This is a genomic window from Rhizobium sp. L51/94 (genome assembly GCF_019355555.1).
Lineage (GTDB): Bacteria > Pseudomonadota > Alphaproteobacteria > Rhizobiales > Rhizobiaceae > Rhizobium > Rhizobium rhododendri.
The window spans coordinates 23,848-50,373 of the sequence record NZ_CP072141.1 but is presented as its reverse complement, the minus strand read 5'-3'; the positions used below and the strand labels follow the sequence as shown (position 1 = coordinate 50,373).

The 26,526-nt window shown below is 60.9% G+C and carries 24 protein-coding genes; 9 read left to right on the top strand and 15 right to left on the bottom strand.

Features of this window, described 5'->3' with window-relative positions; translation table 11 throughout:
- Window positions 1-182: 182 nt before the first annotated feature.
- The gene (locus J5274_RS00235; RefSeq protein ID WP_142830436.1) at window positions 183-974 is read right to left on the bottom strand and encodes an aldolase; all 792 of its coding nucleotides are present in this window, start codon (window positions 972-974) and stop codon (window positions 183-185) included.
- A gap of 345 nt (window positions 975-1,319) precedes the next feature.
- Window positions 1,320-1,670 (bottom strand): hypothetical protein, encoded by a 351-nt coding sequence (locus tag J5274_RS00230; RefSeq protein ID WP_219274714.1) that lies wholly within the window; start codon window positions 1,668-1,670, stop codon window positions 1,320-1,322.
- A 373-nt stretch (window positions 1,671-2,043) separates the two neighbouring features.
- On the opposite strand from J5274_RS00230, the gene J5274_RS00225 reads away from it, so the two are divergent.
- Together J5274_RS00225 and J5274_RS00220 are read left to right on the top strand one after the other, a co-directional pair.
- A complete protein-coding gene (locus J5274_RS00225) occupies window positions 2,044-3,096 on the top strand; it encodes a sugar phosphate isomerase/epimerase (RefSeq protein WP_142830438.1) in 1,053 nt (350 codons plus the stop codon).
- A gap of 151 nt (window positions 3,097-3,247) precedes the next feature.
- Complete coding sequence (locus J5274_RS00220; protein WP_143123062.1) at window positions 3,248-4,435, top strand: Gfo/Idh/MocA family protein; 1,188 nt, start codon at window positions 3,248-3,250, stop codon at window positions 4,433-4,435.
- Between the two features lie 105 nt (window positions 4,436-4,540).
- Here J5274_RS00220 and J5274_RS00215 read toward each other — a convergent pair whose 3' ends face one another.
- The 9 genes from J5274_RS00215 to J5274_RS00180 all read right to left on the bottom strand — a co-directional run bounded on the left by J5274_RS00215 (window position 4,541) and on the right by J5274_RS00180 (window position 12,266).
- On the bottom strand, window positions 4,541-5,269 hold the full coding sequence (locus tag J5274_RS00215; RefSeq protein ID WP_142830442.1) for an esterase family protein: 729 nt from the start codon (window positions 5,267-5,269) through the stop codon (window positions 4,541-4,543).
- Entirely contained in the window at window positions 5,266-6,225 is a 960-nt protein-coding gene (locus J5274_RS00210) for an acetylxylan esterase (protein ID WP_142830444.1), read from the bottom strand. The genes J5274_RS00215 and J5274_RS00210 overlap by 4 nt, the downstream gene beginning before the upstream one ends.
- A gap of 107 nt (window positions 6,226-6,332) precedes the next feature.
- Window positions 6,333-7,130, bottom strand: coding sequence for a sulfite exporter TauE/SafE family protein (locus J5274_RS28685; RefSeq protein ID WP_142830446.1), 798 nt, complete (start codon window positions 7,128-7,130; stop codon window positions 6,333-6,335).
- A complete protein-coding gene (locus J5274_RS28680; RefSeq protein ID WP_142830448.1) occupies window positions 7,112-7,543 on the bottom strand; it encodes a DUF6691 family protein in 432 nt (143 codons plus the stop codon). The genes J5274_RS28685 and J5274_RS28680 overlap by 19 nt, the downstream gene beginning before the upstream one ends.
- Complete coding sequence (locus J5274_RS00200) at window positions 7,540-7,950, bottom strand: YeeE/YedE family protein (protein WP_142830450.1); 411 nt, start codon at window positions 7,948-7,950, stop codon at window positions 7,540-7,542. The genes J5274_RS28680 and J5274_RS00200 overlap by 4 nt, the downstream gene beginning before the upstream one ends.
- Window positions 7,947-8,291, bottom strand: coding sequence for a sulfite-sensing transcriptional repressor BigR (gene bigR / locus J5274_RS00195; protein ID WP_219274713.1), 345 nt, complete (start codon window positions 8,289-8,291; stop codon window positions 7,947-7,949). The genes J5274_RS00200 and bigR overlap by 4 nt, the downstream gene beginning before the upstream one ends.
- On the bottom strand, window positions 8,291-9,586 hold the full coding sequence (gene blh, locus J5274_RS00190) for a bifunctional sulfur transferase/dioxygenase Blh (RefSeq protein ID WP_142830454.1): 1,296 nt from the start codon (window positions 9,584-9,586) through the stop codon (window positions 8,291-8,293). Before blh ends, bigR begins: the two co-directional genes overlap by 1 nt.
- A gap of 111 nt (window positions 9,587-9,697) precedes the next feature.
- Entirely contained in the window at window positions 9,698-11,011 is a 1,314-nt protein-coding gene (locus tag J5274_RS00185) for an AarF/ABC1/UbiB kinase family protein (protein ID WP_219274712.1), read from the bottom strand.
- A gap of 46 nt (window positions 11,012-11,057) precedes the next feature.
- On the bottom strand, window positions 11,058-12,266 hold the full coding sequence (locus J5274_RS00180; RefSeq protein ID WP_224127940.1) for an FAD-binding domain-containing protein: 1,209 nt from the start codon (window positions 12,264-12,266) through the stop codon (window positions 11,058-11,060).
- A 650-nt stretch (window positions 12,267-12,916) separates the two neighbouring features.
- Between J5274_RS00180 and J5274_RS00175 the strand changes: the two genes are divergently transcribed.
- Together J5274_RS00175 and J5274_RS00170 are read left to right on the top strand one after the other, a co-directional pair.
- On the top strand, window positions 12,917-15,178 hold the full coding sequence (locus J5274_RS00175) for an EAL domain-containing protein (protein WP_161990967.1): 2,262 nt from the start codon (window positions 12,917-12,919) through the stop codon (window positions 15,176-15,178).
- A gap of 105 nt (window positions 15,179-15,283) precedes the next feature.
- Window positions 15,284-16,636, top strand: a complete 1,353-nt coding sequence (locus J5274_RS00170; RefSeq protein WP_142830460.1) for an HD-GYP domain-containing protein — start codon at window positions 15,284-15,286, stop codon at window positions 16,634-16,636.
- A 107-nt stretch (window positions 16,637-16,743) separates the two neighbouring features.
- Here the strand turns inward: J5274_RS00170 and J5274_RS00165 are convergent, their stop codons facing one another.
- On the bottom strand, window positions 16,744-17,190 hold the full coding sequence (locus J5274_RS00165; protein ID WP_142830462.1) for an Lrp/AsnC family transcriptional regulator: 447 nt from the start codon (window positions 17,188-17,190) through the stop codon (window positions 16,744-16,746).
- A gap of 104 nt (window positions 17,191-17,294) precedes the next feature.
- On the opposite strand from J5274_RS00165, the gene J5274_RS00160 reads away from it, so the two are divergent.
- The gene (locus tag J5274_RS00160) at window positions 17,295-17,894 is read left to right on the top strand and encodes a LysE family translocator (protein WP_142830464.1); all 600 of its coding nucleotides are present in this window, start codon (window positions 17,295-17,297) and stop codon (window positions 17,892-17,894) included.
- Between the two features lie 79 nt (window positions 17,895-17,973).
- Here J5274_RS00160 and J5274_RS00155 read toward each other — a convergent pair whose 3' ends face one another.
- Window positions 17,974-19,836 (bottom strand): heavy metal translocating P-type ATPase, encoded by a 1,863-nt coding sequence (locus J5274_RS00155; RefSeq protein WP_219274711.1) that lies wholly within the window; start codon window positions 19,834-19,836, stop codon window positions 17,974-17,976.
- 294 nt (window positions 19,837-20,130) lie between these two features.
- On the opposite strand from J5274_RS00155, the gene J5274_RS00150 reads away from it, so the two are divergent.
- Together J5274_RS00150 and J5274_RS00145 are read left to right on the top strand one after the other, a co-directional pair.
- The gene (locus tag J5274_RS00150; protein ID WP_142830468.1) at window positions 20,131-21,504 is read left to right on the top strand and encodes a GH1 family beta-glucosidase; all 1,374 of its coding nucleotides are present in this window, start codon (window positions 20,131-20,133) and stop codon (window positions 21,502-21,504) included.
- A 159-nt stretch (window positions 21,505-21,663) separates the two neighbouring features.
- A complete protein-coding gene (locus J5274_RS00145; RefSeq protein ID WP_142830470.1) occupies window positions 21,664-23,883 on the top strand; it encodes an EAL domain-containing protein in 2,220 nt (739 codons plus the stop codon).
- Window positions 23,884-23,922: 39 nt separating this feature from the next.
- Here J5274_RS00145 and J5274_RS00140 read toward each other — a convergent pair whose 3' ends face one another.
- Together J5274_RS00140 and J5274_RS00135 are read right to left on the bottom strand one after the other, a co-directional pair.
- Window positions 23,923-24,861, bottom strand: a complete 939-nt coding sequence (locus J5274_RS00140; protein WP_142830472.1) for a rhodanese-related sulfurtransferase — start codon at window positions 24,859-24,861, stop codon at window positions 23,923-23,925.
- A gap of 92 nt (window positions 24,862-24,953) precedes the next feature.
- Complete coding sequence (locus J5274_RS00135) at window positions 24,954-25,412, bottom strand: CYTH domain-containing protein (protein WP_142830474.1); 459 nt, start codon at window positions 25,410-25,412, stop codon at window positions 24,954-24,956.
- A gap of 158 nt (window positions 25,413-25,570) precedes the next feature.
- Between J5274_RS00135 and J5274_RS00130 the strand changes: the two genes are divergently transcribed.
- Together J5274_RS00130 and J5274_RS00125 are read left to right on the top strand one after the other, a co-directional pair.
- The gene (locus tag J5274_RS00130) at window positions 25,571-26,209 is read left to right on the top strand and encodes a 2-dehydro-3-deoxy-phosphogluconate aldolase (protein WP_111218820.1); all 639 of its coding nucleotides are present in this window, start codon (window positions 25,571-25,573) and stop codon (window positions 26,207-26,209) included.
- Between the two features lie 99 nt (window positions 26,210-26,308).
- On the top strand, window positions 26,309-26,524 hold the full coding sequence (locus J5274_RS00125) for a hypothetical protein (protein ID WP_142830476.1): 216 nt from the start codon (window positions 26,309-26,311) through the stop codon (window positions 26,522-26,524).
- Window positions 26,525-26,526 lie beyond the last annotated feature (2 nt).

Sequence of the window (26,526 nt, the reverse complement as noted above, 5' to 3'; positions counted from 1 at the left end):
GGGCACCTTCTCCCCGAGGGGGAGAAGGGGAAGGGCAATCTCTTTCTCGGAACCGGGTTGCTACTTAATCAGCCGGCGGTTGACCGCAATGGACGCAACATGCGGAGACCTCCCCTTCTCCCCTCGGGGAGAAGGTGGCCCGAAGGGCCGGATGAGGGGGCCGCACCCTAGCAGCGCGGTTATTAACTCCGATATTCCGGCTCCTGCCTGTCCAGCACCCGCCGCAGGCTCTCGAGATGCATCCGGGCGCTTTCGGGGTCGCCCTCGCGCATCTGGCGGGCGGCGGCAGAGGCGACTTCGGCGGGAACGGCGACCAGACGGCGGCCGGTGCTCATGGCTTTGAGCTGCACTTCGGCGGCACGCTCCAGATAATAGAGATCGTCCCAGGCTTCGGCGATGTTCGGGCCGCAGACCATGACGCCATGGTTCTTCATGAACAGGATGTCGTTGGCGCCGAGCGCCGCCGCGATCCGGTCGCCCTCACGCTCGTCGAGGGCCAGGCCGTTATAGTGCTCGTCGACGCCGGTTCGGCCATAGAATTTCAACGAGGTCTGGCCGGCCCAGACCAGCGGTTCGCCTTCGACCATGCTGAGCGCAGTGGCATTCGGCATATGGGTGTGGAAGGCAGCGCCGACGCGCGGCAGCATCTTGTGCAGGCGGGCGTGAATGAAGAAAGCCGTTGCCTCCGGTACACCGTCTCCTGCGACCACATGGCCGTCGAAATCGCAGATCAGAAGCGACGACGCCGTTGCTTCCTGGAAAGCCCAGCCCAGCCGGTTGACAAGAAACAGGTCCGAATGGCCGGGAACGAGCGCCGAGAAATGGTTGCAGATGCCCTCTTCGAGGCCCAGCCGCGCAGCGCTCCTGAGGCAAGCAGCGAGATCGACGCGAGCCTCCCAGATTTCCGGCGTGTCCAGCGACGCGTTCCGCAGGATGGTCGGTGTACCGTGCGGGATATTGAGTTCGTGCGCCATTTCCGTGGTCTCCTGAAAGCGAAATTCAGACCGTAGCCCTAAGGAGCACAGGGGACTTGTCAAGTGTCGTGCAAATTGCCTTGGCCAGTCGCGTACAGCCATAGCCGCGAGCAACCTAGATCGACGGAAGCCAAGCCTGGAGGGCGCTATTGCGAGAGGATGAGACGCGGCACAGATGTGAACAACGCTCCCGTTTTTGCGGGCATGTTCCATCAGGTTTGGTGGAAAAGCCGCGTTGATGACCTGTAGGTGCTGACGATGCTCGATGGGTCTGGTGAACAACGGGGACCCAGCGGGCGATTGGGAGGATGGTAGTGGCGACAGGTATCGTCACTACCATTGTGTTTAGAATGTTGCTGAGATGCTAACCCCAATGCCGACGCTGATGCCGAGCGACGACACGGTTCCTGCGGGCACGCATGGTGCATAGCCTGTCACTCTCGCCATGGGTTTCGCATCGACAACAAGTGGCGTAGCCCAAGCCAATTCCATTACGAGCCCGCCAATCATGCTTTCCCAGCCGACAATTGATGCGTTTTTTGTGGAAATCGATACCGTATTCGACACTGCTTTGGAAAGCGCGTCCGCCACGACGGCGGCGAGGCCCTGACTAACCGCGCCAAGAAAAAATTTCGCGGCATCTTCGGGGGTCTTTGAAGCAGACATTAAGTTAACGGATGTTGTGTTGAGTTGCATGATTATTACCTCAGGTTGCGACAAGGCATATAAACACGTTTTCTGAATTACATCTATAGGCTTTAAAATTATTTAATGCAGCTTTTGCGATTTCGTGATTGCCTCCTGTTCTTGAGTGGTTAGCCAGAAGCCCGAGAGTGATCGACGTTGTAAGCGGCACGGTCAAAATTCCCACGTACCCACAGTCGTGCATCCATAAATGCGGTACGTACCTCTTGCGCATGTCGGACGCCCGTGATTAGTTCGCTGCACGTTGACTTCTGGCCATCAGGCTGGAGTCTCTGCGGTGGGTTGAGGAGCCCTCTGCGTGCCCCCGGGCGCAGCAGGACCGCATTGGAAACGTTTACGGTATCTGTTCAGGGAGGAATCTGACATGAAGACCATCAAGGGGCCTGGCCTCTTTCTCGGCCAGTTCGCAGGCGACGCTGCACCTTTCAATTCGTGGGATTCGATTACCAAGTGGGCGGCCGATGTGGGCTATGTCGGTGTGCAGGTGCCGACCTGGGCCGGACAACTGATCGACCTCAGGAAGGCTGCCAGCTCGAAGGATTACTGCGACGAATTTGCCGGCGTGGCGCGCCAGAATGGCGTCGAGGTAACGGAGCTGTCGACGCATCTGCAGGGCCAGCTGGTGGCGGTGCATCCGGCCTATGACGAGGCTTTCGACGGATTCGCGGCGCCGGAAGTGCGCGGCAATCCGAAGGCGCGGCAGGAATGGGCGGTCGAGCAGGTGAAGATGGCGCTGACGGCGTCGAAACACCTCGGCATCTCGGCGCATGCGACCTTTTCCGGGGCGCTCGCCTGGCCCTATATTTATCCATGGCCGCAGCGGCCGGCGGGTCTTGTCGAGACGGCATTCGAGGAGCTGGCCAAGCGCTGGACGCCGATCCTAGACCATGCCGAGGAAAACGGCGTCGATGTCTGCTACGAGATCCATCCGGGCGAAGACCTGCATGACGGCGTCACCTTCGAGATGTTCCTGGAGCGGGTGAAGAACCATCCGCGCGCCAACATGCTATACGATCCCTCGCACTATATCCTGCAGTGCCTCGATTATCTCGACAACATCGACATCTACAAAGACCGCATCAAGATGTTCCACGTCAAGGATGCGGAGTTCAACCCGACTGGCCGCCAGGGCGTCTATGGCGGCTACCAGAGCTGGGTGGACCGGGCCGGCCGCTTCCGCTCGCCGGGCGACGGGCAGGTGGATTTCGGCGCGGTGTTTTCCAAGATGACCGCCAATGATTTCGACGGCTGGGCTGTCGTCGAATGGGAATGCGCGCTGAAGCACCCCGAAGACGGCGCGCGCGAAGGTGCCGAGTTCGTCAAGGCGCATATCATTCGTGTCACCGAGCACGCCTTTGACGATTTTGCCGCCGGGGGCACGGACGATGCGGCAAACCGGCGGATGCTGGGGCTTTAGTCCATTTCCCCTTCTCCCCAGCGGGGAGAAGGTGGCCCGCAGGGCCGGATGAGGGCACGAGGCGTTCGCGTCGCCCACCCCCTCATCTGTCCTTCGGACATCTTCTCCCCGCTGGGGAGAAGAGAAAACAGATATTTTCCAGGAGAAACCCATGGCAATCGAAGGTTCAAAGCAACAGGCCCGTGCACCGCGCATCCGGCTCGGCATGGTCGGCGGCGGGGCGGGGGCGTTTATCGGCGCGGTTCACCGGATCGCTGCGCGCATCGATGACCAGTTCGAACTGGTGGCCGGCGCCCTGTCGTCGACACCGGAAAAGGCGATGGCATCGGGGCTCGATCTCGGCCTCGAGCCATCCCGGACCTATGGCAGCTACCGCGAGATGGCGATCCGCGAGGCGAAGCTGAAGAACGGCATCGAGGCGGTGTCGATCGTCACGCCGAACCATGTCCATTACGACGCCGCCAAGGAATTCCTGCGGCGCGGCATCCATGTCATCTGCGACAAGCCGCTGACATCCAATCTTGCCGATGCCAGGAAACTGAAGAAGATCGCCGATGAGAGCGGTGCGCTGTTCGTGCTCACCCACAACTACACCGGCTATCCGATGGTCCGCCAGGCGCGGGAAATGGTGGCCAATGGCGAGCTTGGCGACATTCGCGTCGTGCAAGCCGAATATCCGCAGGACTGGCTGACCGAGGCGGTCGAGCAGACCGGAGCCAAGCAGGCCGTCTGGCGCACCGATCCGACACAGTCCGGCGCCGGCGGCTCGACCGGCGATATCGGCACCCACGCCTATAATCTCGCCTGCTTCGTCTCGGGGCTGGAACTCGACAGCCTGGCTGCCGATCTCGACAGCTTCGTCGACGGCCGTCCGCTCGACGACAACGCCCATGTCATGCTGCGCTTCAAGGCCAGGGGCACGGAAAAGCCGGCCAAGGGCATGCTGTGGTGCAGCCAGGTGGCGCCGGGCCATGAGAATGGGCTGAAGATCCGGGTCTACGGCACCAAGGGCGGGCTGGAATGGGTGCAGGCGGACCCGAACTATCTCTGGTTCACGCCGTTCGGCGAGCCCAAGCGGCTGATCACCCGCAACGGTGCCGGCTCCGGTCCGGCCGCCGCCCGTGTCTCGCGCATTCCGGCCGGCCATCCCGAGGGCTATCTCGAGGCCTTTGCGACGATCTACACCGAGGCGGCCCACGCCATCAATGCCGCCAAGGCCGGCAAGGCTGTCGACGAGAATGTCGTCTATCCGACTGTTGACGACGGCGTGAAAGGCGTGGCCTTCGTCGATGCCTGCGTTGCCTCGTCGAAGCGAAACGGCGCCTGGATCAAGCTCTGAGGATAGCCCAGAGGTTGAACAGGTCGGCGATGTCGTTGCCGGTGCGGTGGCGCAGAAATGCGCTTCCTCACGTGGCTTGACTGCTGCAGCGGCGCCGACTGTCGCTCAAATATAGAGCGCCGCCATCTTTCGCCAGGCGCTTCCCCGGTGGGCGCGGCCATCCCAGAGGTGAAGCTGGTGGCCGACCTGCTTGTCTGCCAGGACATGGCTGAGCAGACGGTTATTGTCGAGAAACGGATCATCCTTGCCGATGGTCAGCACGATCTCGACCTGACGTAGCTTGTCCAGGCGCCAGTCGTTGGTCATCCCCGGAAGAAAATGCAGCGGCGTGTTGAAGTAGACCCGGTCGTCGTAATAGCCGTCCAGCAGATCGCCGAAAGAATCGACTTTCATGGTGAGATCGTAGCGGCCCGAGAATGCGACCAGCTTGCGGAACAGGTGCGGGTGGCGGAAGACGAGGTTGGCTGCCTGGAAGGCGCCGAGGCTGCAGCCGTGGACGATCGTGCAGCCATCCTGATTTTTCGCGGCCATCAGTGGCAGCACTTCATGCAGGATATAGTCTTCGAAGGCGGCGTGGCGGCCGATGCGCTCGGCTGGCCGTCGGTGGGCGTTGTAGAAGCTTTCGCTCGCGAGCCCCTCGATGCAGTAAAGCTGCAACTGGCCGGCCTCAAGCTTGTCCGCAAGGCTGGCAACGAGCCCAAGCGCTTCGTATTCCCAGAACCGTCCGTCGCGCGTTGGAAACATCAGGACCTTGGCGCCGGCGTGCCCGAACACCAGCAACTCCATGTCTCGATGCAGGCGCGGGCTATACCAGCGCAAATATTCGCGGTTCATAGGTCCTTGAAGAACTGTCTCACCTTATCGCGCAGGACGGCTTCCTGAGCCTCGCTGCCATCATAGTCGAAATGGCCAGCATCGAGGATGAAAGTTTCATTATATTTTGGCAGCGCATTGGCGATTGCAAACTGGCAGGGCGGAGCCACCGCCGGGTCGAAAAGCGCGACGGCTGTCAGCATCGGCACGGTGATCCTGGAGGCTGCCACGGCTGCATCGAAGACGGTCAGCGTTTCCAGCACATGCGGATGGCTGGTTGCGTAAGCCTGCACAGAATGGGCGCTGCCGACGGTCGGAAGTGTCAGCCATGCCCGCCTGTCGCCGAATGTCGGCACCACCAGATGACCACGGGCGATGCGCGTGTCGAAAGGGATCGCGAGCGCGCCGACGCCGCCGCCAAGGCTGATGCCGCTATAGCCGATATGGCCCGAAAGCCACGGGTAGAGGGCCAGCAGGGTCGAGACCCCCAGCCACAGATCGTCGACGCAGCCGCCGATGATGTAGTGATCGGGGCTGTCGATATTGTAGAGCACATGGCCCGCAGCATCGGCCGGAATGGGAGCCCGTGAACTCCGAGAAAGGCCGCGAAAGCAGGGAAACAACAGGGCGGTCTCCTCGACCGGCAGGTCGTAGTCCGGCTGGTCGCGCCCGCCATAGCCATGGCCGACGACAAGGCCACGGCGAACCGGTCCGGTCCGAGGCAATAGCAGCCAGCCGCCGATCGGAAAGCCGCCTGTCGAGGTGTAGGTGATATCGAGGACATGCCAGTCCGGATGCGCCGCCTTGCTCCGCAGCAATATCGGCTTTGGATCGGCAGCGATGGCGCGGCGATAGCGGGCTTTCCAGAACGCGTCGAAACCGGGCGGCGATGGCGGTGGCCTGATCGCCAGCAAGTCGTCGAGCCGCATGCCGTAGGTGGGGTCGAAGTCGAAGGGGTAAGTTGTCGGAACGCTCATGCAAACCGTTTTCCTGCGGAATGGTGGCTGATGCAAGTGCTCGTCTTGTGGTGCGTCGCTGGACGTAGGGATCAGTGTATCGGGTACCATATCGGCGCCCGCCGGTGCTATCGGCTCGTCAGCCCCGGCATGCTCCGATACAGCACGTACCCGGCGACGACGAAGATCAGCAGAGCGAACATACGGTTGAGCAGGCTTTTGTAAACGCTTAGCCGCGTCGATAGCAGCATGCCGAAGACGCCGCCGATTATTCCGCCGCCGACAAATTCGGATGCAAGCCTCCAGTCGACCAAGCCGGATGCCGCGTAGTTGATGGCTGTCGCCAGTCCGAAGGCGCCTACCGACAGAAGCGATGATCCGACCGCATTGATCATCGGCATGCCTGTGGCGAGCATAAGCCCGGGAACGATCAGGAAACCACCGCCGATCCCGAAGAAGCCGGACGCCAGTCCCGAGACCAAGGCCACGCCTGCCGTCATCAGGCACATCCTGGCATCGACAGGTCGCGGCGTCTCCGTGTTCAGCTTCCTGGGCCGGAGCATCAGTGCACCGATCACCACCATGACGCCGCCAAAAAGCAGCATCAGTCTGTCCCCGTCCATGGACTTGCCGAGCGTCGATCCGGCGAGGGCGCCCACCATGCCCAGAGCTGAGAAGACGATGGCGCAGCGCCACCAGACATGGCGCCTGGCAGCGTGTATACCGAAGTTTGCGAAGGCATTGACCGAAACAGCCAGCGCTCCGGTCCCGATGGCGACATGCGGCTCGGCAACGCCAACGACATAAAGAAGCAGCGGCGTGGCGAGGATCGACCCGCCTCCGCCAAGCAGCCCGAGCATGAAGCCGACGAGGCTGCCCGAACCGACCGCGGAAACGATCGAATAGGTCACGCCGGTTTGCTCCACACCCGGTCGTGCAACGCCATGCCGACGAGCATGGCGATCACAAAGACAAAAGACCCGGAGAAGCCGACCGTCAGCGAGGCAAGCGCCGGGCCGGGACAAAAGCCGCCGATCCCCCAGCCGATGCCGAACAGCGCAGAACCGGCAATCAGCGGCGCGTCGATCGCTGTGCTGGATGGCAGGTGGAAGCTGTCGTCGAGCACGGGGCGTTTCATGCGCTTCATGATGCGCACGCCGATAAACGCGACGAGGACGGCGCCGCCGAGAACGAAGGCAAGGCTGGGGTCCCAGGCGCCGAAGACATCGAGGAACCCCTGCACGCGCGCCGGGTTCAGCATGCCTGAAAGGGCGAGGCCGGAACCGAAAACGATGCCTGACGCCAGAGACGCGAGGATACGGAGGAGGGGGCTGTTCATTGTCCGAACCCTCGAAGCACCGTCGTCGCGATGACACCGGCCACCAGGAATGTGGCGACGGCAACCATCGAGCGGGGCGAGAGACGCGCGAGACCGAGAACGCCATGGCCACTGGTGCAGCCGGACCCCATCCGCGATCCGAAACCAACGAGGAGGCCGGCGACGATCAGAAGCGGCCATCCGGCTGAAATCTCGACAGCCGGCCACCTGTCGGCGAGAGTGAGGTAGACGACAGGGCCGAGGAAAAGGCCGACTACGAAAGCGATGTTCGTGGCGATGCCCGTTCCTTGGACAAGGCGACCGACAATTCCGCTGATGCCGGCGATGCGGCCATTGAGCAGCAGCAGCGTGACGGAGGACAGGCCTATGAGCATGCCTCCGATAAGCGACGGAAGGTAGACTGTCATTGCCCGGCCTCCGGCTTGCAGAATATCTCGTAGAGAGCGCCCACGAGCTGGGCGGCCTTTTCCTCTGTCAGGCTGTAGAAAACCTGCTTCCCCTCGCGGCGGGTCGCCACGATTTCGGCCTCACGCAGCACAGTCAGCTGCTGGGAGAGATGCGGCTGATGGAGATCGAGCATCACCTCGAGTTCGCCGACCGAGCGCTCGCCTTCCACCAGGGTGCAGACGATCATCAGCCTTGCGGGGTGCGCGAGCGCCTTCATAAGGCCTGCGACTGTGGCTGCGCGGGCTGCCATATCCTGCGGCGTCATTGCCGGTGCTGCTGATTTGCCTGGATCCACGGTCATCAGGCTATCGTCCTTTCGAGAGCGTCCAGCGGAAATTTGAGGTAGCGCCTGCCGTTCGCCTCCGGCTCCGGCAACCTTCCGCCGACAATGTTGACCTGCAGGGCGTGCAGGATCAGCTTGGGCATGGGAAGTGTCGCATCGCGTTCCCTGCGCAGTTTGACGAACGCCTCCTCCGATACGCCGGCAATGTGGAAATTGGCTCGCTTCTGCTCACCTACAGTGCTTTCCCAGCGGGGCGCGCGGCCGTTCGGCTGGTAGTCGTGGCCTGTGAAAATCCGGGTCTCGTCGGGAAGCGCCAGAATTTCGCCGATCGAGCGCCACAGCATATGCGGGTCGCCGCCCGGAAAGTCGGTCCGTGCCGTGCCGCTGTCGGGCATGAACAATGTGTCGTGCACGAAGGCAGCGTCGCCGATCACGTACGTAACCGATGCAAGGGTATGGCCGGGAGAGAGCATGACCCTTGCGTCAATCGAGCCGACGCGGAATGTTTCTCCGTGCGCGAAAAGCCTGTCCCACTGGGAGCCGTCGGTCGCCAGAGCCGGCCAGTTGTAGATCGATTTCCAGAGCTTTTGAACGTCGACGACCTTTTCGCCGATGGCGGTCGGAGCGCCGGTCTGTTCCTTTAGGTATTGAGCTGCGGAAAAGTGATCGGCGTGGGGATGGGTGTCGAGGATCCACTCCACCTCAAGTCGGTTCTGCCTGACATAATCGAGAATGATGTCGGCATTTGCCGTTCCCGTCGAACCGGCCTTTTCGTCGAAATCGCGCACCGGATCGATAATGGCGCACTTGCCCGTCTCAGGGTCCGACAGCACATACTGTATGCTGGAGGTGCGCTCGTCGAAGAAGCCGTTGACCACGGGACGCCGCGCCATATGCGTGGTCAGCCATATGGCTGCCGCCGACGTGTCGATGCCATGCGTCTGTCCGAACGCGGTGACATCTGCAACTGCCATCCGCCCGTCCAGGGCCTCACCGATGACGTACAGCAGCAATGCGCGGGTGCCCGATTTGCAATGGGCGACGACAGGGCCAGGCGATTGATCCATGACCCGCTGAAATGCCCGAACATCGGCTTCCGTGATCGTCGCGACGGTAACGGGCACGAATGCGTATTTCAGATGCGCACGCTGCGCGGCATCTTCTTCGGCGTCCGTTCCCGGTTGCGATGGTTCCTCCCCATCCGGCCGGGCATTGACCAGCGTCGTAAATCCCTGATCCGCGAAGAGCTTGAAGTCCCCCAAGTCAGGTTGCGGCATCACTGAAAGCTTGTCGGTAACCCTTGTCATTGCCATAGTGGCATCCTTCATCAATCAATATACATTTAAGTATAATGTATATTGATTGATGAAGCAAGGGGATGGAGCGCGGATAGGTGCGCGGTAGCGCGTGAGCGAAGCTTTCGATCAGGTATAGGCAGCGAGTTTTTCCAAGAGCGGCAGGCGCGCCTGCAGCCGGGTGAACAGCAGAACCATCCCGCTGATCTTGCGCTGCAGGAAGAGCTTGTCGGGCGGCGGCAGGCGCCAGCTGGCTCGATCGGCAACCACCGGTGCGGCCAGCTCCCTTATGGCGGTGACAAACTGCCGATCGGCGAAATCGAAAAGGCCATCCTTGCTCGTATGCGCGTGCTCCAAGCCGATGCCGATCATCGCATCGATCGCCACGCGGTGACGGGCTATCTGCGCCTCCGACACGAACCCCATCGCCACCAGCGCATTGCGGACACGGTCCGCGTCGCCAGCGATGCCTGCGCGCAGCAGATCGCGGTAGCCCTCGGCGGTTTCCGGCTCGACGACGCGCGTGGCGCCGAAATCGAGGAGGACAATCCGATCGCTATCGGGCTGCCAGCGATAGTTGGCGAAGTTCGGGTCGGTCTGCATGAGCCCGAACGAGAACAGTTCCTGCAGCAGGAGGTCAAACAGCGCTTCGCTGCCGGCGTTTCGCTGCATCTGGGAGGCATTTGCCAGGCTTTCTATCGGGACCCCGGCCACGAAATCCATTGGCAGGACGTTGGGTCTCAGAAGCTCCTCGAAAGGCTCGGGCAGCGCAAATCTACCGTCCCCCTTGAGATGTTCGCCATAGCGGCGCATCTGTGCCGCTTCGCGCAGGTAATCTGCCTCCTCGTGCAATTGGCGCCTGGCTTCGGCAAGCAGAGGCGCGATGTCGAGACCGGCGGGCACGAGGCCCGAGATCCGCAAGAGGGTGGCGACATTGTCGATGTCGCCGTCGATGCTTTTTGCGATGCCGGGATACTGGACCTTGATCGCCAGTTCGCGTCCGGAGACGAGGCGGGCGCGGTGGACCTGGCCGATGGAGGCGGCTGCGATAGGCCGCGTGTCGAACTCCGCGAAGTGTCGTCGCCAGCCCGGTCCCCATGCCGCCGAGAGTGCGCGTTCCAATTGGTATGTGGGCATGAAGTGGGCGTCGTTGCGCAGCTGGGCGAGGATTGCGGTCAATTCCGGGGGCAGCATGTCTCCCGCATCGAGCGACAACATCTGGACGAGCTTCATCGCTGCACCGCGCATGCGCGACAGCTGCTCGGTAACCTTCAAGGCGTTTGAGGGGGTTAAAAGCAGGTCGCTCAGATGCGGTCGCTCGCCGTCTGCCAGACGGCGCAAGCCTTCGCCCAGCATCCCCGTGGCAACGCCGCCGGCGATCTGGCCAAGGGCCGCCAGACGGCCAAGACGGCTCTGGGGCACGGGGCGAAAACGGTCTTTCATCGGAAATGTCTCCGTAAACTGAGCACTGTGACGCTACGCTGCCGCGTCATGCTTGGTGGCCTGCGGCTTTGAGGAGTTCGGGGATCCTTTCTTTCAACCCGAAGAAGCCCTTGCGACAATGCGGCCAGGCGCGACGATCCCAGGGGCGGAGATTTTCGGCAAACGAAAGCCCTTCGTCGAGGGCTTGCCTCTGAAGACGTTGCAACCGATCCGCTGTCGGGCCGACGGGCGCAAACCCGGTCGCAACCTGGCGGCATCCCGATGCTTTCGCGTCGTGAAACGCAGTGGGACCGAGTGCTCCCAGCACGACCGCGTCGGGCCAGCGCAACCCAAGGCGCGCGAAGGCATCTTCCAGCGACGTGCGATCGGCAGCGTCGTCCTCCGACAGAAAGGCGATGGCTTTGACGTTGAGGGTGTCGAAGGCCGGCAAGGTTTCGAGCGACAGATCCTCGATGGTGACCAGCAGCAGGGTAGGTGAGGTGTTGTCGGGCGTTTGCGAAATTCTGGGCTGCGAGGCGGGCGGAACCGAGACGGTGTCGGCAGTTATGCTGGCGTGTTGGGCGAGCCTGCGGGGCGCGAACCGGCCGCTGGTCATTGTGCGGATCCTTTCGGCATCGGCCAGATAGGCTTTTCCTGCGGTATGAAGTCCCGCCACCCAACGCCACGACAGGGTATTCGATGCCGGATCTGCATCAATCAGGCGGTCCAGCATGAAGGCTGCTCCGAGTTCCCATGGCAGGCCGAGGGTAAAGACCCAGATCGATGCGAACTGCATCCGCGCCCAGTTGTGGAGATAGCCGGTGGCATCCAGCTCTGCTGCCCAGGCGTCGAAACAGTCTATTCCAGTGTGGCCAGCGCAGGCATCTGCGAAGCGCCGCGCCCGAGCCGTATCGGCATCGAGGTGCTCGCGCGCCCGGTCCAGCGATTGCAGGTAACCGGTCCAGACGGTCGGCCGCTGTTCCAGCCATCCTTTCCAGTAGGTTCGCCAGAAGACCTCGCTGATAAACTTTTCTGATGTTGTGGGTCCATGCATTGCCAAGACGGCGCGGACGACCTCGTCCTCGCCGATCAGGCGTCGCCGAAGCGCGGCTGACAGGCGTGAGACATTCACGTGGCCACCTGGCCCGTGGTCGAAATTTCTCAGGCGGGCATAGCTTGCGCCGGCATCGGGTACAAATTCGCGCAGGCGCTGCAACGCGGCAGTGCGCGTCAGCGGAAACGACAGCTCATTGATCGATGCTTCAGCGGCGGCCAAGACAGATTTCCTTACTCAATTTCTTGGGTTGCGGTACGCCGGGAAATGGCAATCGGATCAGGCGTGATCGGTGTGTCGGCCCACGCCGGCAGGGCCTGGGCTTGTGATCTTTTGGACAGAAACAGTGTTGGTTCGCCAGTAAAGCCGGATGCCAGGTTTTTGACCCGCCGCGAAAGAAGGTTAAATTCTTCTCATGCAAGTCTGCGGGAAATACGTTGGAGATTTTTGGGTTGCCAGACTGCGGTATTTTATTTTCGTGCCGCGTTAGCAGTGCAAATTCAAATGAATTTCCGACCCCGATGTGGAACTCAATTTCAAGCAAACGAATGTTGTTTTAATTATTAAATTTTGGATTTTCCAAAGACAGTTTCTAGAGTGCCCCTGCCAACTCAGTCTCGCGACAATCATCAACTAAGCTCCAAAAGAAACCGGTCATTAGCCACACAGGAAATATCTGTAGGGACGAAGGTCGCGTTCGTCTTCAAAATCCCTGTCAAAATACATCGAAAATGCCTATTTTGACTTAGGGGCCTTCGAAATGAATTTTTTAGAGATACTGCATATGATGGCAGGGATGCCGTTACTGCGCCTGCAAATACATCCAGACCCCCAATATTGATCCGAAGGACTATCGAATGAGGAGCGTCGCGATGGTTCAGCGAAGCATAGTGGAAGAAACGAGGCGCATAGCGGCCCTTCAGGATCTGCAGATCATCGGGACGGCACCAACCGCTGCTTTCGACGCGATTGTCGAAGTCGCAGCGACTATCTTCGGCTGTGCGACTTCGGTGATATCGCTGATGGCGGAGGACCGCCAGTGGTTCAAGGCTAAATGTGGCATCGATTTCGATGGCACGTCCCGCAGCATCGCGTTCTGCGACTACACGATCAAAGAGAATGCGCCGCTTGTCGTTCACGACGCGTCGAAGGACCTTCGCTTCAAAGACAACCCGCTGGTCACGGGCGACAATCATATCCGGTTCTACGCCGGTGTGCCTCTCTCGCTCGATGGCGAACTTTGTCTCGGGGCGCTCTGCGTTATCGACAAGGACCCCAGGGAGCCGAGCGAACAGCAAATCCAGCAGCTTGTCCGTCTGGGGCGTGCTGTCGAAGGCCTCTTACTGGCGCACCGTCATCTTGTTACGTCCCAGGCGGCGACCGCCGAAGCCCATCGTCAATCCAGGGAGGCAAGTCGCCGCGAAGCGCTGCTGACGCAGGTCGAGAGAATGGCTGCCATCGGCGCATGGCGCATCGATATAGCGACGAACGCCGTCATCTGGTCCGATCAGATCCGTATTCTCCATGAACTCGAGGACGGCGAGACGGTGACGCTCGAAGACGGGCTCAAGTTTTATCCCGAGCCGGACCGCACACGTGTCAGGCACGCAGTCGAAGAGGCGGTAAAGCTGGGCAGTGCCTTTGCGGTCGAGGCAAATTTCATAACGGCACGCGGTCGCAAGCGCCGCATTCGCTGCAGCGGCGATGTCGAGATGGAAAACGGGGTGCCCGCCCATATCATCGGCATCTTCCAGGACATCACCGAACGGCACGATGCAGAGCGCACGCTCTGGCATAGTGCCCACGTCGATCACCTGAGCGGTCTTGCAAACCGGCACTGGTTTCAAAAAGACCTGGCGGAGCGGCTGACGAAGGCCCGGCATGAAAGCCAGAAAGTCGGGCTTCTGCTGATCGATCTCGACAGCTTCAAGGAAGTCAACGACACGCTCGGTCACCAGGCCGGAGACGAGGTCATTGCCAGGATCGCAAAGCGGCTGCAGTTGGTGGCTGGCGAGAGCTCTTTCGTTGCCCGGCTCGGCGGTGACGAATTCGCGCTGGTCCTGGAACGACCGATCGCGACGGACGACCTGCGTACGCTTGCAGAAGAGGTCATGTCCCAGGTGAAATCGCCGATCCGGTTTCAGAGCGAAGCGATCCACGTCTCCGCGTCGATCGGTATTGCCTGCTTTCCGGACGACGCTAACACACCGGACCAATTGCTGAGATGTGCGGATATGGCGCTCTACAAGATCAAGCGCTCCGGCCGTGGCAGCATCGGCTTCTTCGGCCCGGAAATCGCGACGATCTTCGACACACGTCGCATGGCACTGGAGAAGGTGCGCAGCGCGGCTGCTGCAAACCGCATTGTACCCTACTACCAGCCAAAATTCCGGCTCGACGATCTGTCCGTCTATGGCTTCGAAGCGCTGGCTCGCATCGAGAATGAGGACGGAACGATCAGCGGGCCCTCGGATTTCTGGCCGGCCTTTGCGGATCCGACCAGTTCCAAGACGATAACCAGACACATACTGGATGGCATCGTCAGCGACATCGTCCGATGGCGGGCCATGGGGATCGATCCCGGCACGATCAGCTTCAACGCCTGTGAATACAGTTTTCAGGATCCCGATTTTGCGAGCTCCCTGATCAGAAAAATCGACGGAATGAAAATTCCCCGGTCAAGCTTCGAGGTGGAGGTGACGGAGACGGTCTTCTGGGGGGACGACCCGAAGCTGGTAGGGCGCCTGCTGACCGAGTTGCGCGAAGCCGGAGTGCACGTGTCGCTTGATGACTTCGGCACTGGTTATGCCTCGCTGACCCATCTCCGCGATTTTCCCATCGACACTTTGAAAATCGACCAGTCGTTTGTCGCTGGGCTCGGCAAGAAGCTGCAGAATACCGCAATCGTCAACGCCATCGTCGAGCTTGGACACACTCTCGGAATGAAAGTGGTGGCAGAGGGCATCGAAACAGAAGATCAGCTGGAATTCCTGCGGTCGATCCACTGCGATAGCGGCCAGGGGTTCTTCGTCAGCGGAGCATTGGCGGCCGACCGTATTACCGACATGCTGCAACCCGACGCGGATCACAAACTGAAACCAGCGAACGAAGCGACGATCACCCTTGCCCCATGACGTCCAGGTGGGAGCGGGAGAGTGCCGCAACACATGGCGCTGGCGCCGGGTTCAATTTTTGTCAATTTTCCTTTGCTAATCTGCGGCCCGGAGGAGACTGATCCGATGGCCGGCATCAACATTCGTTTGGCAGAAATTATAGAGGCTCTCAGCCAGGCGCTCGATATGACGGAAGGACAGCCTCCGGGGCACTGCATCCGCTGCTGCTACATAGGTACTCTGATAGGCCGCGAAATCGGTCTGGGCGACAGCGAGCTCCAGGACCTCTACTATACGCTGCTCCTGAAAGATCTCGGCTGCAGCAGCAATGCGGCCCGGATATGCGAGCTTTATCTCGCCGATGACCTGAGCTTCAAGCGCGACTTCAAACTGGTGGACAGCAGTCTCGGCCAGATGCTGCGTTTCGTCATCGGTCACACCGGCATGCAGGCAGGCCTCGCGGAACGCTTTCGCAGCATTGTCCATGTCCTTCAGAACGGCGGGGACTTTTCCACCGAACTCATCCAGACCCGCTGTCAGCGTGGGGCCGAAATTGCCCGGCAGATGCGCTTCTCGGAGAGCGTGGCACACGGCATCATGGGGCTCGACGAGCACTGGAACGGTGGCGGCAAACCGGAGGGCCTGGCCGGCGAGGACATCCCGCTCTTCTCTCGCATAGCCTTGCTGGCCCAAGTGATCGATGTCTTCCAGCGCAGCGGTGGGCCACAGAATGCGTTGAAGGAAATTCGCCTGCGCAAAGGCCGCTGGTTCGATCCGTCGTTGATCGACGCGTTCTCCCGCGTCGCCCAGACAGAAGGCTTCTGGGAGGCCCTGAACGCCGACGACGTCGAGGAATTCGTTCTGGCGTTGGAACCCGGCCAGCAGCTGATCATGGCAGACGAGGACTATCTGGATGATATCGCAGCCGGCTTTGCCAGGGTGATCGACGCCAAGAGCCCTTTCACCTCGGGCCATAGCGATCGCGTCGCGTTGTTTACAGATCTGATTGCCGAAGAGATGGGCCTCGATCTCGTCGGGCGCCGGTTGCTGAAACGCGCCGCCTTGCTTCACGATATCGGCAAGCTCGGCGTCAGCAACAGCGTCCTCGACAAGCCCGGCAAGCTGGATGAAAAGGAATGGACGCAGATGAAGCGCCACGCCGAGCTGTCCGAGAAAATTCTCTCGAACATCGGTGCCTTTTCAGCAGCGGCGGTCGTCGGTGGCGCGCATCATGAAAGACTGGACGGCAAGGGCTATCCCCGTGGCTTGCACGCAGAGGATATCCCGATGGAAGTGCGGATCGTCTCGACGGCTGACGTGTTCGACGCGCTGACCGCAGATCGGCCATACAGGCCCGCGATGTCCGTTACAAAGGCGATGTCGATCCTCTGGGAAGGCGCAGGGCAATCGCACGATCCGATTTGCATCGAAGCCCTGCAGCGTGCCCTCTCCAAAACCGTTCTGGCGCAGGCCGTTTAGACGGGTAGCTTTCCCCTAGTGCCGGACTTGCGGCAGCTGTTCCTCCGGAGCGAAAACCGAAGGAGCGTTCCGCCGGCGATCCGAAGGCTCAGTCAGGCGTCATGATGTCAGACTGCGCGCTCGTCCTTCGGTGAGTCCATGACAATCAGGGAAGTGATGGAGCTGAGGTACGATCTCGTCCCCAGGACATCCGTGTGAAATCGTTTGAAGTCGGCAAGATCGCCGGTTTCCACGCGCAGCAGATATTCGAATGCGCCAGCTATATTGTGGCACTCAACGACCTCGGGTGCGATCGACATGGCGCGCTCAAAGCCCTCAAGTGCCGCCTTGGTGTGCGATGACAAGCCTACCATGACATAGACCGTGAAGCCGCGACCCAGACGCACAGGATCCGTGACCGCGCGGTAGCCCCGGATGACGCCCGTCCGCTCAAGCTCTTGGACGCGACGCAGGCAGGCCGAAGGGGAAAGGTTAACCCGTTCCGCAAGCTGGACGTTTGTGATGCGTCCATCCCGTCGCAGCTCTCGCAATATACTGTCGTCTATCTGATCCATCGTCATCATTCATTGCGTTGAAGTTGGTGTTCAACGCATATTAGACGATTAATTGCAGCCGTCTCCCCTTATTATTGCGAAGGAAAATTAGAGGAGGCAATTGGATGAATTTCACGGTGATCGTCGCCTTGCTGGGCTTTGCCTTCGTCACAACGGTAACGCCGGGCCCAAACAACCTCATGCTGATGGCGTCGGGGGCAAATTTTGGATTTCGCCGAACGCTGCCTCACATGCTCGGAATTGTGGCAGGCGTCTCGATCATGACGCTTCTGCTGGGCGTTGGCCTGATGGCGCTTTTCGACATCTTACCGATGATGTACGGCGCGCTCAAAGTGGTGTCGATTGCCTATTTGTTGTGGCTGGCATACAAGATAGCGACCTCTGCATCCGTCGAACAGCGTGCTTCCAAGGGCCGCCCGATGACATTCCTTCAAGCCGCTGGCTTTCAGTGGGTAAACCCGAAGGCATGGGCCATGGGGCTCTCGGCGATCACGCTGTATGCTCCGGAATGCTCCCTGGTTTCGGTTTTTGTCGTGGCAATCGCCTTCGCCCTCGTCTGCTTTCCGGCGATATCGGTATGGGCATGGCTCGGAACGGTGATCCGGCAATGGTTGTCGAACTCCGCGCGCCTAAGGGCATTCAACATAGTCATGGCTCTCTTGCTCGTAGCCTCGCTTTACCCGATCCTCGGATTGGGTAAGTAGGTCAGGTTTGACAAGCATGAGAAGCTCGCAGGCAGTCCGTCCGTGCCCGAAAAGGATAGTCCGGCGGCGCAGCCTGTAATCAATCCTCTGCCGTGACGGGCGCGATCCTGGGGGTGATCCGCAGGGCTCTGAGCGAATTCAGGATCACCGCGACATCGATGAGTTCCTGGAGCACGGCTCCCTGCACAGGTGTCAAGTAACCCAGTGCTGCGGCGATCATTCCGATAACCGACATGGCGATGCCCGCGATGACGCTTTCCATGGCGATACGCCGGGAGCTTTTGGCAATTTCGATGCCGGGCAGCAGGCGATCCACGTGATCGACAAGAAGCACGATATCGGCGGCTTCAGCCGAGGCGGCGGCTCCGCGGGCGCCCATGGCAACGCCGATGTCGGCGGCGGCCAATGCCGGGGCATCGTTGACCCCATCACCCACCATCATCACCGACCCGTTCTTGCGCTCGGTCAGCACCAGAAGGACTTTCTGGTCGGGCGTCAGGTCTGATCTGACGGCGTCGAGGCCAAGGTTCTTGGTCACCGTTTCCGCCACCGCACGCCGATCTCCGGTGGCCAGCAAAATCCGCTTGATGCCAAGCAGGCGCAGGTTGGCAATGAGTTCGACGGTTCCCGTGCGCAATGCATCCGCCATGGTGATGTAGCCTGCGATCCTGTTGTCGACGGAGAGAGCGACAACGACCGTCCCGACGTCCATGATCGGACTGGCTGCGGACACCACGCCGGCCTGTTTGCTGACGAATGCGATGCCTCCCACCGATACCTGGCGGCCGGAGATCGTTCCGATGACGCCTTCACCGGGGCGCTCGACGACGTTTTCCGGCAATGGCAGCACCACGCTCTGGCGACGCGCCGCTGCAACGATGGCCTGTGCCATGGGGTGTTTCGAGGCCTGCTCGAGTGCGGCCGCGAAATACAGGATCTCACCGTCCGACATTCCGTTGTGCGCCTCGATCGAAACGATTTGCGGGCGCCCGTCCGTCAGGGTTCCGGTCTTGTCGAGAATCAAGGTGCTGATCCGCGCCAGGGCTTCCAGCGGCTTTGCGCCCTTGATGAGAACGCCGAAATGGGCTGCACGGGAAAGACCGGCCACCAAAGCCACCGGGACGGCAAGGATCAGCGGGCAGGGGGTCGCCACGACAAGGACAGCCACTGCGCGAATGGGATCGCCGGTGAACCACCATGCGGCTGCAGACAGCGCGATCGTCACCAGCAGGAACCACAGCGAATAGCGGTCGGCCAGCCTCGCCATCGGGGCCTTGGATGCCTGCGCGGCCTCGACCAGGCGCACGATGCCTGCATAGGTGCTGTCGGCGGCGCGATGCCGCACGCGCAGGTCGAATGCTTCCCCGGCATTGGTCGATCCGCTCATCGCCTCCTGGCCCTTGTCCAGCCGCACCGGCATCGACTCGCCTGTCAGGGCCGACTTATCGAGGATCGCCTGCGGGCTTTCGATGTCGCCATCTGCAGGCACGATCCCGCCCTGGTGGATCAAAAGCAGGTCGCCGGGTTCGATGATCTCCAGCGCAACGTCTGCCAGACCACCGTTGGCATAACGCGTCGCGGTTCTGGGGACACGGGCGAGCAGCGCGCTCATCTCACGCCGGGCGCGGCCTTCCGCGAAGCTTTCCAGAAATGTGCCGCCGGAATACATGACGGCGACCACCGCTGCGGCGAGCGTCTCACCGAAGAGAAGCGCTGCGGTCATGGACAATGCGGCCACGATGTCGAGGCCCACTTCGCCACGCCAGACGCTGCGCGCGATTTCGAAGATCAATGCCGCCAGAACCGGGACGACGCCGACCTGCCATGCAAGCCTTGCAGCATCCGGGTGATCTAGGACGTAAAGAAGCAGCCCGAGTGCGAGTGTGAACATCGCCACGAGGAGCAGCGTGGTCTTCAAACGGTCTGTTCTCTCAGCGGTCATGGACATCTCTCGTTCCCATTGGAGGCTCAGAACCGCAGTTTGAGGCCTCGATCCCTCCAGGCCCGGTTAGCGCAAGAGGCGTCAAGGTAACCCACCGTTGGGGCGCGCGGATTGACCGACATCAATTGAGGGGTGCGATACCGATGGGCAACCGATGCGGTCATGGAAGGCCGGATTTCAGGTGGACGCGCGGGGCTTGTCTGCAACGTTGCAGTTTTGACATTCATCATCTGTACAACCGGGTAGTTGCCGGTCTAAATCGTCCACCATCAGTTCAAGAAAACGAGACATTCCATGATCGATCCAAAAACGATGGCCGCGCGGTTTCCCGGTGACTTTACCTTCGGCGTGGCGACGGCCGCTTTCCAGATCGAGGGTGCCACCAGGACCGATGGACGCAAGGCGTCGATCTGGGACGCGTTCTGCAACATGCCGGGCAGAGTTTTCCAGCGCGACAACGGCGATGTCGCTTGCGATCACTACAACCGGCTGGACGAGGATCTCGATCTTATCAAGGAGATGGGCGTTGAGGCCTATCGCTTCTCGATCGCCTGGCCGCGCATCGTGCCGGAAGGCACCGGGCCGATCAACGAGAAGGGGCTGGATTTCTACGACCGGCTGGTCGACGGCTGCAAGGCACGCGGCATCAAGACCTTCGCGACGCTTTATCACTGGGATCTGCCGCTTTCGCTGATGGGTGACGGCGGCTGGACGGCGCGCTCGACGGCCTATGCATACCAGCGCTATGCCAAGACGGTTATGGCACGACTCGGAGACCGGCTGGATTCGGTCGCTACATTCAACGAGCCCTGGTGCATCGTCTGGCTCAGCCATCTCTGGGGCATCCATGCGCCGGGCGAACGAAACATGGAAGCGGCGCTTGCGGCCATGCACCATATCAATCTCGCCCACGGGCTCGGCGTGGAGGCGATCCGCTCCGAGGCGCCGAAGGTGCCGGTCGGGCTGGTGCTCAACGCCGCGTCGATCATCTCAGGCTCGGACGGTGCGGCCGATCATGCGGCTGTAGAGCGGGCGCACGAGTTCCACAATGGGGCCTTCTTCGATCCGGTCTTCAAGGGCCAGTATCCGGAGGCCTTCCTGGCAGCGCTGGGCGATCGCATGCCCGAGATTGCCGATGGCGACATGGCGCTGATCAATCAAAAGCTCGATTGGGTCGGCATCAACTACTACAAGCCGGATCGTGTCTTCGACGATGCGGAGAAATCGGGCGACTTTCCCTGGACGAAAGAGGCGCCGCCGGTCAGCGACGTCAAGACGGATATCGGCTGGGAAGTCTACGCACCCGGCCTGAAGCTGCTGATCGAGGACCTCTATCGGCGCTACGAGATGCCGGAATGCTACATCACCGAGAACGGGGCCGCCTATAACATGGGCGTCGTGGACGGTGTGGTCGACGATCAGCCGCGGCTCGACTATTACATCGACCATCTCAATATCGTCGCTGATCTCATCAAGGACGGATATCCGATGCGTGGCTACTTCGCCTGGAGCCTGATGGATAACTTCGAATGGGCGGAGGGCTATCGCATGCGCTTCGGCCTGGTCCATGTCGATTACGAGACGCAGGTGCGCACCGTCAAGAGCAGCGGAAAATGGTATTCCGAACTGGCGGCGCTGTTTCCAAAAGGCAACCATACCGCGACCTGATCACCGACGCCAAGGGATGCTAACCCCTTGGTCCCAGGGTAGAGGTGCGGGGAAATGCAGCAAAAGGTTGTATTGTTCCTGTGTCTTTACGCGCGTTCTCAATTTCCTTAACGGTTCTTGAAGACCTGTTCTGCATATTCCGCGCTTAAGGAGTGCCGTATGGGCGCGTTTTCGAAGTTGTTTCAGCGGGATATTGGACGCGACCGTCATTCGATCGTGATGGCCGTGCTGTTTTCGTTTGCGCTCGTGGTCGCTGTCGTGACCCTGATGGTTCTGACGGCCGTTGCCCGAGTGGCAGATTACTCCAACAGGCTCGATGAGAAGCGCTCCTTCCAGACAACGACTGGCGCGCTGAAGACATTCCAGACCCAGCTGAAAGCAACGCTCAACGACTATGCGGCGTGGGACGATGCGGCGAAATTCGTCTATGCGCCCGATGGCATGGATTGGGTGGCAAGCAACTTCGGGGGGATGTCTGCGAACAACCCGCTTTTCGACGGTGTGATCGTTGTCGATGAGAGCGGAAAGCCTGTCCTCGCGTACCAGAACGGCAAGCCCAGCACCGAACCTATGAAGAGCATGCTCGACCCTGCGATCTGGTCTTTGCTCGACACGGCCCGTTCAGCGCCCGCAGGAGCAATGCCGGAAGCGGCCGGCTTTATCGACACCAGCAACGGCGTGGCGGTTGCCGGCGTGGCGCTGGTCCGGCAGAAATCGGGGACTGTCCCGGTGCCCGTAGGCCAGCGGCGTTACCTCGTTTTCATTCGCCACCTTGACGCCGATCAAATCAAGGCGATGGCAGATAACTATGTCATCAACGGCCTGCATCTGGTTTCAGCGGACACGGCGTCGGCAAATGCGGTCCCGGTCGTCGATCCGCTCGGCCGGACGCTCGGAAAGATGGTCTGGCAGTCGAGCATTCCCGGCGACATGAGCTACCAGCAGGCGCGGCCGCTGGTGGCCGGCGCCCTCGGGTTGGTCGGCATGTTCTTCGTGGTGCTGCTGATGCTTGGATCGCTTGCCAACAAGCGTTTGCGGGCAGAGGAAGCAGCAGCGCGCGAGGCGGCCCTGCAGGACCGGCTGTCCGGGCTTTTAAACAGGGAAGGCATGCGGGTTCATGTCGACCAGATGATCGAGCAGGCATCGCTTGATCGCAGCAACGTGCTGCTTCTTTATCTCGATCTCGACGGCTTCAAGGAGATCAACGATTCCTACGGCCATGGTACCGGCGACCAGCTTATCCGCGCCATCGCTGCCGGGCTTAAGGTCCTGGTGCCGGGAAACGCCATTCTTGCGCGGCTGGGCGGCGATGAATTTGCCGTTGCCTTCCCCGGCGAAGACCTGAATGACGGCCCAGCCCTCGGCCTTGCCGAACAGGTGCTCGATTTCCTCTCGGAACCGCTCGAAATCGGCCGCCGCGTCATCGTGGTCGGCGCCAGCATCGGCATCGCCATGTCTCCCGAAGGCCGCGTCGGTCGTGAGGAAATGGTGCGCCGCGCCGATCTCGCGATGTACAAGGCCAAGGAAGCAGGCCGCTCCCGCATGATGTGCTACGACAGCGACATGGACACCGATCGCGAAGGTCGCAATGCCATGGAGCTCGATCTGCGTGCTGCGATCGAAGGGGAAACCCTTGGTGTGGTCTACCAGCCGCTGGTCGACGCGGCGACGCATGCGATGATCGGAGTCGAAGCGCTGGTGCGCTGGGATCGCCCCGGCTACGGGCCGATATCTCCTGAAGTTTTTATCCCGGTGGCCGAAACCAGCGGTCTTATCGAGGGGCTGGGGCTGCTGGTTCTCCGGCGGGCCTGTGAGGCGGCCGTCGCTTGGCCAGGCATGCGTATCGCCGTTAATGTTTCGCCGAGCCAGTTCCGCAACCCGGCCTTCGCCGACTATGTGCGCTATGTGCTCAAGCAGACGGAGATCGATCCCGAGCGCGTGACGCTGGAGATCACCGAAGGCTACATCATCCAGAACCCGAAGCGAATACGCGTCGCAATCGAGCGTCTGAAGGCGCTCGGCGTCAAGGTGGCGCTCGACGATTTCGGATCGGGCTTCTCATCGATCGGCTATCTCCGCCAGTTCGGCTTCGACCGCATCAAGATCGACAAATCGCTGACCATGGGCGTGCTGGAAGGCAAGAGCGCCCGCGACATGCTGCAGGCAACGGTGGCTCTTGCCCGCTCGCTGGATATCCCGGTGACCGCCGAGGGGATCGAGACCGAGGAGCAGGGGATCGCGGTGCGGCTGTTCGGCTGTGACGAGTTGCAGGGATATTTCCACGGCAAGCCAATGACGGCCGCCGACATTACAAAGCGCTATCAGGCCGAGCTTCGCGATGCCGAGGAAAACGGGCAACGGGTCGCTATTTCGGGCTGATATCCGGCCTGGCGCATTTGCGCACTTTTGCTGGAAACTCTAGCCGCGGTGGGCGCGGCCGGTCTTGCGGGCAAGCTCGATCTGGCGCTGGCGTTCTCGGAACCGTTCCCGGTCGCTCTCGCTTCTGACATCGTAGCACTGGCTGCAGGAGACGCCGGCCTCGTAGTAGGGCGAGGTGATCTCTTCGGCAGTGATCGGCGTGCGGCAGGCATGGCAAAGCTTGTGCTCGCCTTCCTTCAGCCCGTGTTCGACAGAGACGCGCTCGTCGAAGACGAAGCAGGCGCCCTCCCAGAGACTCTGCTCTTCGGGCACTTCCTCGAGATATTTGAGAATGCCGCCTTTGAGGTGATAGACCTCGTTAAAGCCTTGCTGCTTCATGAAGGCCGTCGCCTTTTCGCAACGGATGCCGCCGGTGCAGTACATGGCGATTTTGGGCTTGTTGTGCAGCCCGGTGTTCTGCCGAACCCACTCCGGAAACTCGCGAAAGGTCTTGGTCTTCGGATCGATTGCGCCCTTGAAGACGCCTATGGCCGTCTCGTAGTCGTTGCGGGTGTCGATCAGGATGGTATCGGGGTCGGAAATCAGGCTGTTCCAGTCTTTAGGCGCGACGTAGGTGCCGACGATGCTGTTGGGGTCGATGTCCTCGACGCCCATGGTGACGATTTCCTTCTTGAGCTTCACCTTCATGCGCACGAATGGCATCTTCGACGCGCGGCTCTCCTTGTGCTCCAGCGCGGAAAATTCCGGCAGGGCGCGCAGGAAAGCAAGAACCGTGGATACACCAGCGTCCGTGCCGGCGATGGTTCCGTTGATCCCTTCATGGGCGAGCAGCAGCGTGCCCTTGACGCCCTGTTCCTCGCAAAGCCTCTGCAGCGGGTCGCGCATGGAGGCAAACCGCGAGAAATCGGCGAAATGATAGAGCGCTGCCACCAGAAAGGAGCTGACGCCTGAGGGCGTGGACGAGGTGATGTCGGTCATGTGGTCGAAATACAGCCTTGAGCCCTTTGACGCAATGTCGATTTACGACCCCTGTGGCAAAGCTGGCTCTACAGTGGTCGAGGGCGGGCATCCTAGACTTCGGAGCGCATCGCCAGTGCCTGGTTGGAATAGCGGTGCTGGCCGGTGACTTCTTCGCCAAGCCAATCCGGCAGCTCGGGATTGTCATCCTCGTGCCCCATCTCGACCTCGGCGATCTGCAAGCCCGCATGCACACCGTCGAACACGTCGATTTCCCAGGTAAACCCTTTGTACGGCACCTTGTGGCGGGTCTTGATAATCGGCACGCCAACGGCTTTCGTCATCAACTCCTCCGCATCGGCCAAGGGAATGGAATACTCGAATTCGTCGCGGGTCATGCGCTTGCCGATCTTGACTGTCAGCGTCGCCTGCGTGCCGTTGGCAAGCCTGATACGGACGGATCGATCCTCCATCGAGGCGATGTAGGCCTGTTGCAGTCCGATCGTTTCGGCCACCAGATCCCGCCATCCGTCGTGCCGGACCAGGAATTTGCGTTCAATCTCTTTTGCCAATGGTGTCAGCCTCCCCCGGCCTCGTCCTGTTTCAGGCAGGCTAACCGATGTCTGCGGCATTTCCTACCCGGGCGGGCGGTTGCCCGCTTTTGTCTCGACAAGGATGTTCAGGAGGGTTATCGAAGTCTGAAATTCAATCGTTTTCTGGAGTGTCGGCGATGGGTGAAAAAACCGAAAAGCTGCTAGCCATCCTGCAATATGCACCGGTCGTGCCGGTGCTGATCGTCGACGACGTGAAGTCGGCAGTCTTGCTTGCCCGGGCCCTGGTCGCCGGTGGACTGAAGGCGATCGAGATCACCATGCGCACGGCGGCAGCTCTGGATGCGGTGCGCGCCGTGGCCGACGAAGTCGAAGGCGCCGAGGTTGGTGCCGGTACCATCCTCAACGTCGCCCATTGGGAAGCGGCCGTCGAAGCCGGTTCGAAATTCATCGTCAGCCCGGGCACGACGCAGGAGTTGCTCGATGTCGCGAGACAGTCGAGCGTTCCCTTGCTGCCGGGTGCGGCGACCGCGAGCGAAGTCATGGCGCTACGCGAAGAGGGCTATCAGGTGTTGAAGTTCTTCCCCGCCGAGCAGGCAGGCGGTGCTGGCTATCTCAAGGCGCTTTCGTCGCCGCTGGCCGGGACGATGTTCTGCCCGACGGGCGGCGTATCTCTGAAGAATGCCCGCGATTATCTGTCGTTGCCGAACGTCATCTGCGTCGGCGGGTCCTGGGTGGCGCCAAAGGAACTGATCGCTTCGGGCGACTGGGCGGGCATCACCAAGCTTGCGGCGGAAGCTGCGGCACTGCGCGGCTGATACACGTTCGAGACTGCCGGCACGTGTCGGACCGGCAGTTCGCCATCGATCGGCTCCCGACGCGCAGTCGCGCCATCGGCGCTTCAAGGGGTAAGCTGCTTGACCGATAAAAAGTCGGAAGACCAATCGTCAGCAATCGCTGCAGCGATCATCCTGCTCGGCGCTGGTACGGTGCTGTACCTGATGCCGGATGCCGTGTTGTGGATCGGTCAATTTTCACCCTGGCTGGCGACGGGTTTCGGCGCCGCCGTCATTCTCTGCTTTTTTCTGATCTTCTGGCTGCGGGCTAGATATCAGCGACGCAACCGGTCCTGATC

Excerpts from the sequence above, each read along its gene's own strand:
- J5274_RS00235 (WP_142830436.1), bottom strand. The coding sequence starts at position 974 with ATGGCGCACGAACTCAATATCCCGCACGGTACACCGACCATCCTGCGG.
- J5274_RS00230 (WP_219274714.1), bottom strand. The coding sequence starts at position 1,670 with ATGCAACTCAACACAACATCCGTTAACTTAATGTCTGCTTCAAAGACC.
- J5274_RS00225 (WP_142830438.1), top strand. The coding sequence starts at position 2,044 with ATGAAGACCATCAAGGGGCCTGGCCTCTTTCTCGGCCAGTTCGCAGGC.
- J5274_RS00220 (WP_143123062.1), top strand. The coding sequence starts at position 3,248 with ATGGCAATCGAAGGTTCAAAGCAACAGGCCCGTGCACCGCGCATCCGG.
- J5274_RS00215 (WP_142830442.1), bottom strand. The coding sequence starts at position 5,269 with ATGAACCGCGAATATTTGCGCTGGTATAGCCCGCGCCTGCATCGAGAC.
- J5274_RS00210 (WP_142830444.1), bottom strand. The coding sequence starts at position 6,225 with ATGAGCGTTCCGACAACTTACCCCTTCGACTTCGACCCCACCTACGGC.
- J5274_RS28680 (WP_142830448.1), bottom strand. The coding sequence starts at position 7,543 with ATGAACAGCCCCCTCCTCCGTATCCTCGCGTCTCTGGCGTCAGGCATC.
- J5274_RS00200 (WP_142830450.1), bottom strand. The coding sequence starts at position 7,950 with ATGACAGTCTACCTTCCGTCGCTTATCGGAGGCATGCTCATAGGCCTG.
- bigR (WP_219274713.1), bottom strand. The coding sequence starts at position 8,291 with ATGACCGTGGATCCAGGCAAATCAGCAGCACCGGCAATGACGCCGCAG.
- blh (WP_142830454.1), bottom strand. The coding sequence starts at position 9,586 with ATGGCAATGACAAGGGTTACCGACAAGCTTTCAGTGATGCCGCAACCT.
- J5274_RS00185 (WP_219274712.1), bottom strand. The coding sequence starts at position 11,011 with ATGAAAGACCGTTTTCGCCCCGTGCCCCAGAGCCGTCTTGGCCGTCTG.
- J5274_RS00175 (WP_161990967.1), top strand. The coding sequence starts at position 12,917 with ATGGTTCAGCGAAGCATAGTGGAAGAAACGAGGCGCATAGCGGCCCTT.
- J5274_RS00170 (WP_142830460.1), top strand. The coding sequence starts at position 15,284 with ATGGCCGGCATCAACATTCGTTTGGCAGAAATTATAGAGGCTCTCAGC.
- J5274_RS00165 (WP_142830462.1), bottom strand. The coding sequence starts at position 17,190 with ATGGATCAGATAGACGACAGTATATTGCGAGAGCTGCGACGGGATGGA.
- J5274_RS00160 (WP_142830464.1), top strand. The coding sequence starts at position 17,295 with ATGAATTTCACGGTGATCGTCGCCTTGCTGGGCTTTGCCTTCGTCACA.
- J5274_RS00155 (WP_219274711.1), bottom strand. The coding sequence starts at position 19,836 with ATGACCGCTGAGAGAACAGACCGTTTGAAGACCACGCTGCTCCTCGTG.
- J5274_RS00150 (WP_142830468.1), top strand. The coding sequence starts at position 20,131 with ATGATCGATCCAAAAACGATGGCCGCGCGGTTTCCCGGTGACTTTACC.
- J5274_RS00145 (WP_142830470.1), top strand. The coding sequence starts at position 21,664 with ATGGGCGCGTTTTCGAAGTTGTTTCAGCGGGATATTGGACGCGACCGT.
- J5274_RS00140 (WP_142830472.1), bottom strand. The coding sequence starts at position 24,861 with ATGACCGACATCACCTCGTCCACGCCCTCAGGCGTCAGCTCCTTTCTG.
- J5274_RS00130 (WP_111218820.1), top strand. The coding sequence starts at position 25,571 with ATGGGTGAAAAAACCGAAAAGCTGCTAGCCATCCTGCAATATGCACCG.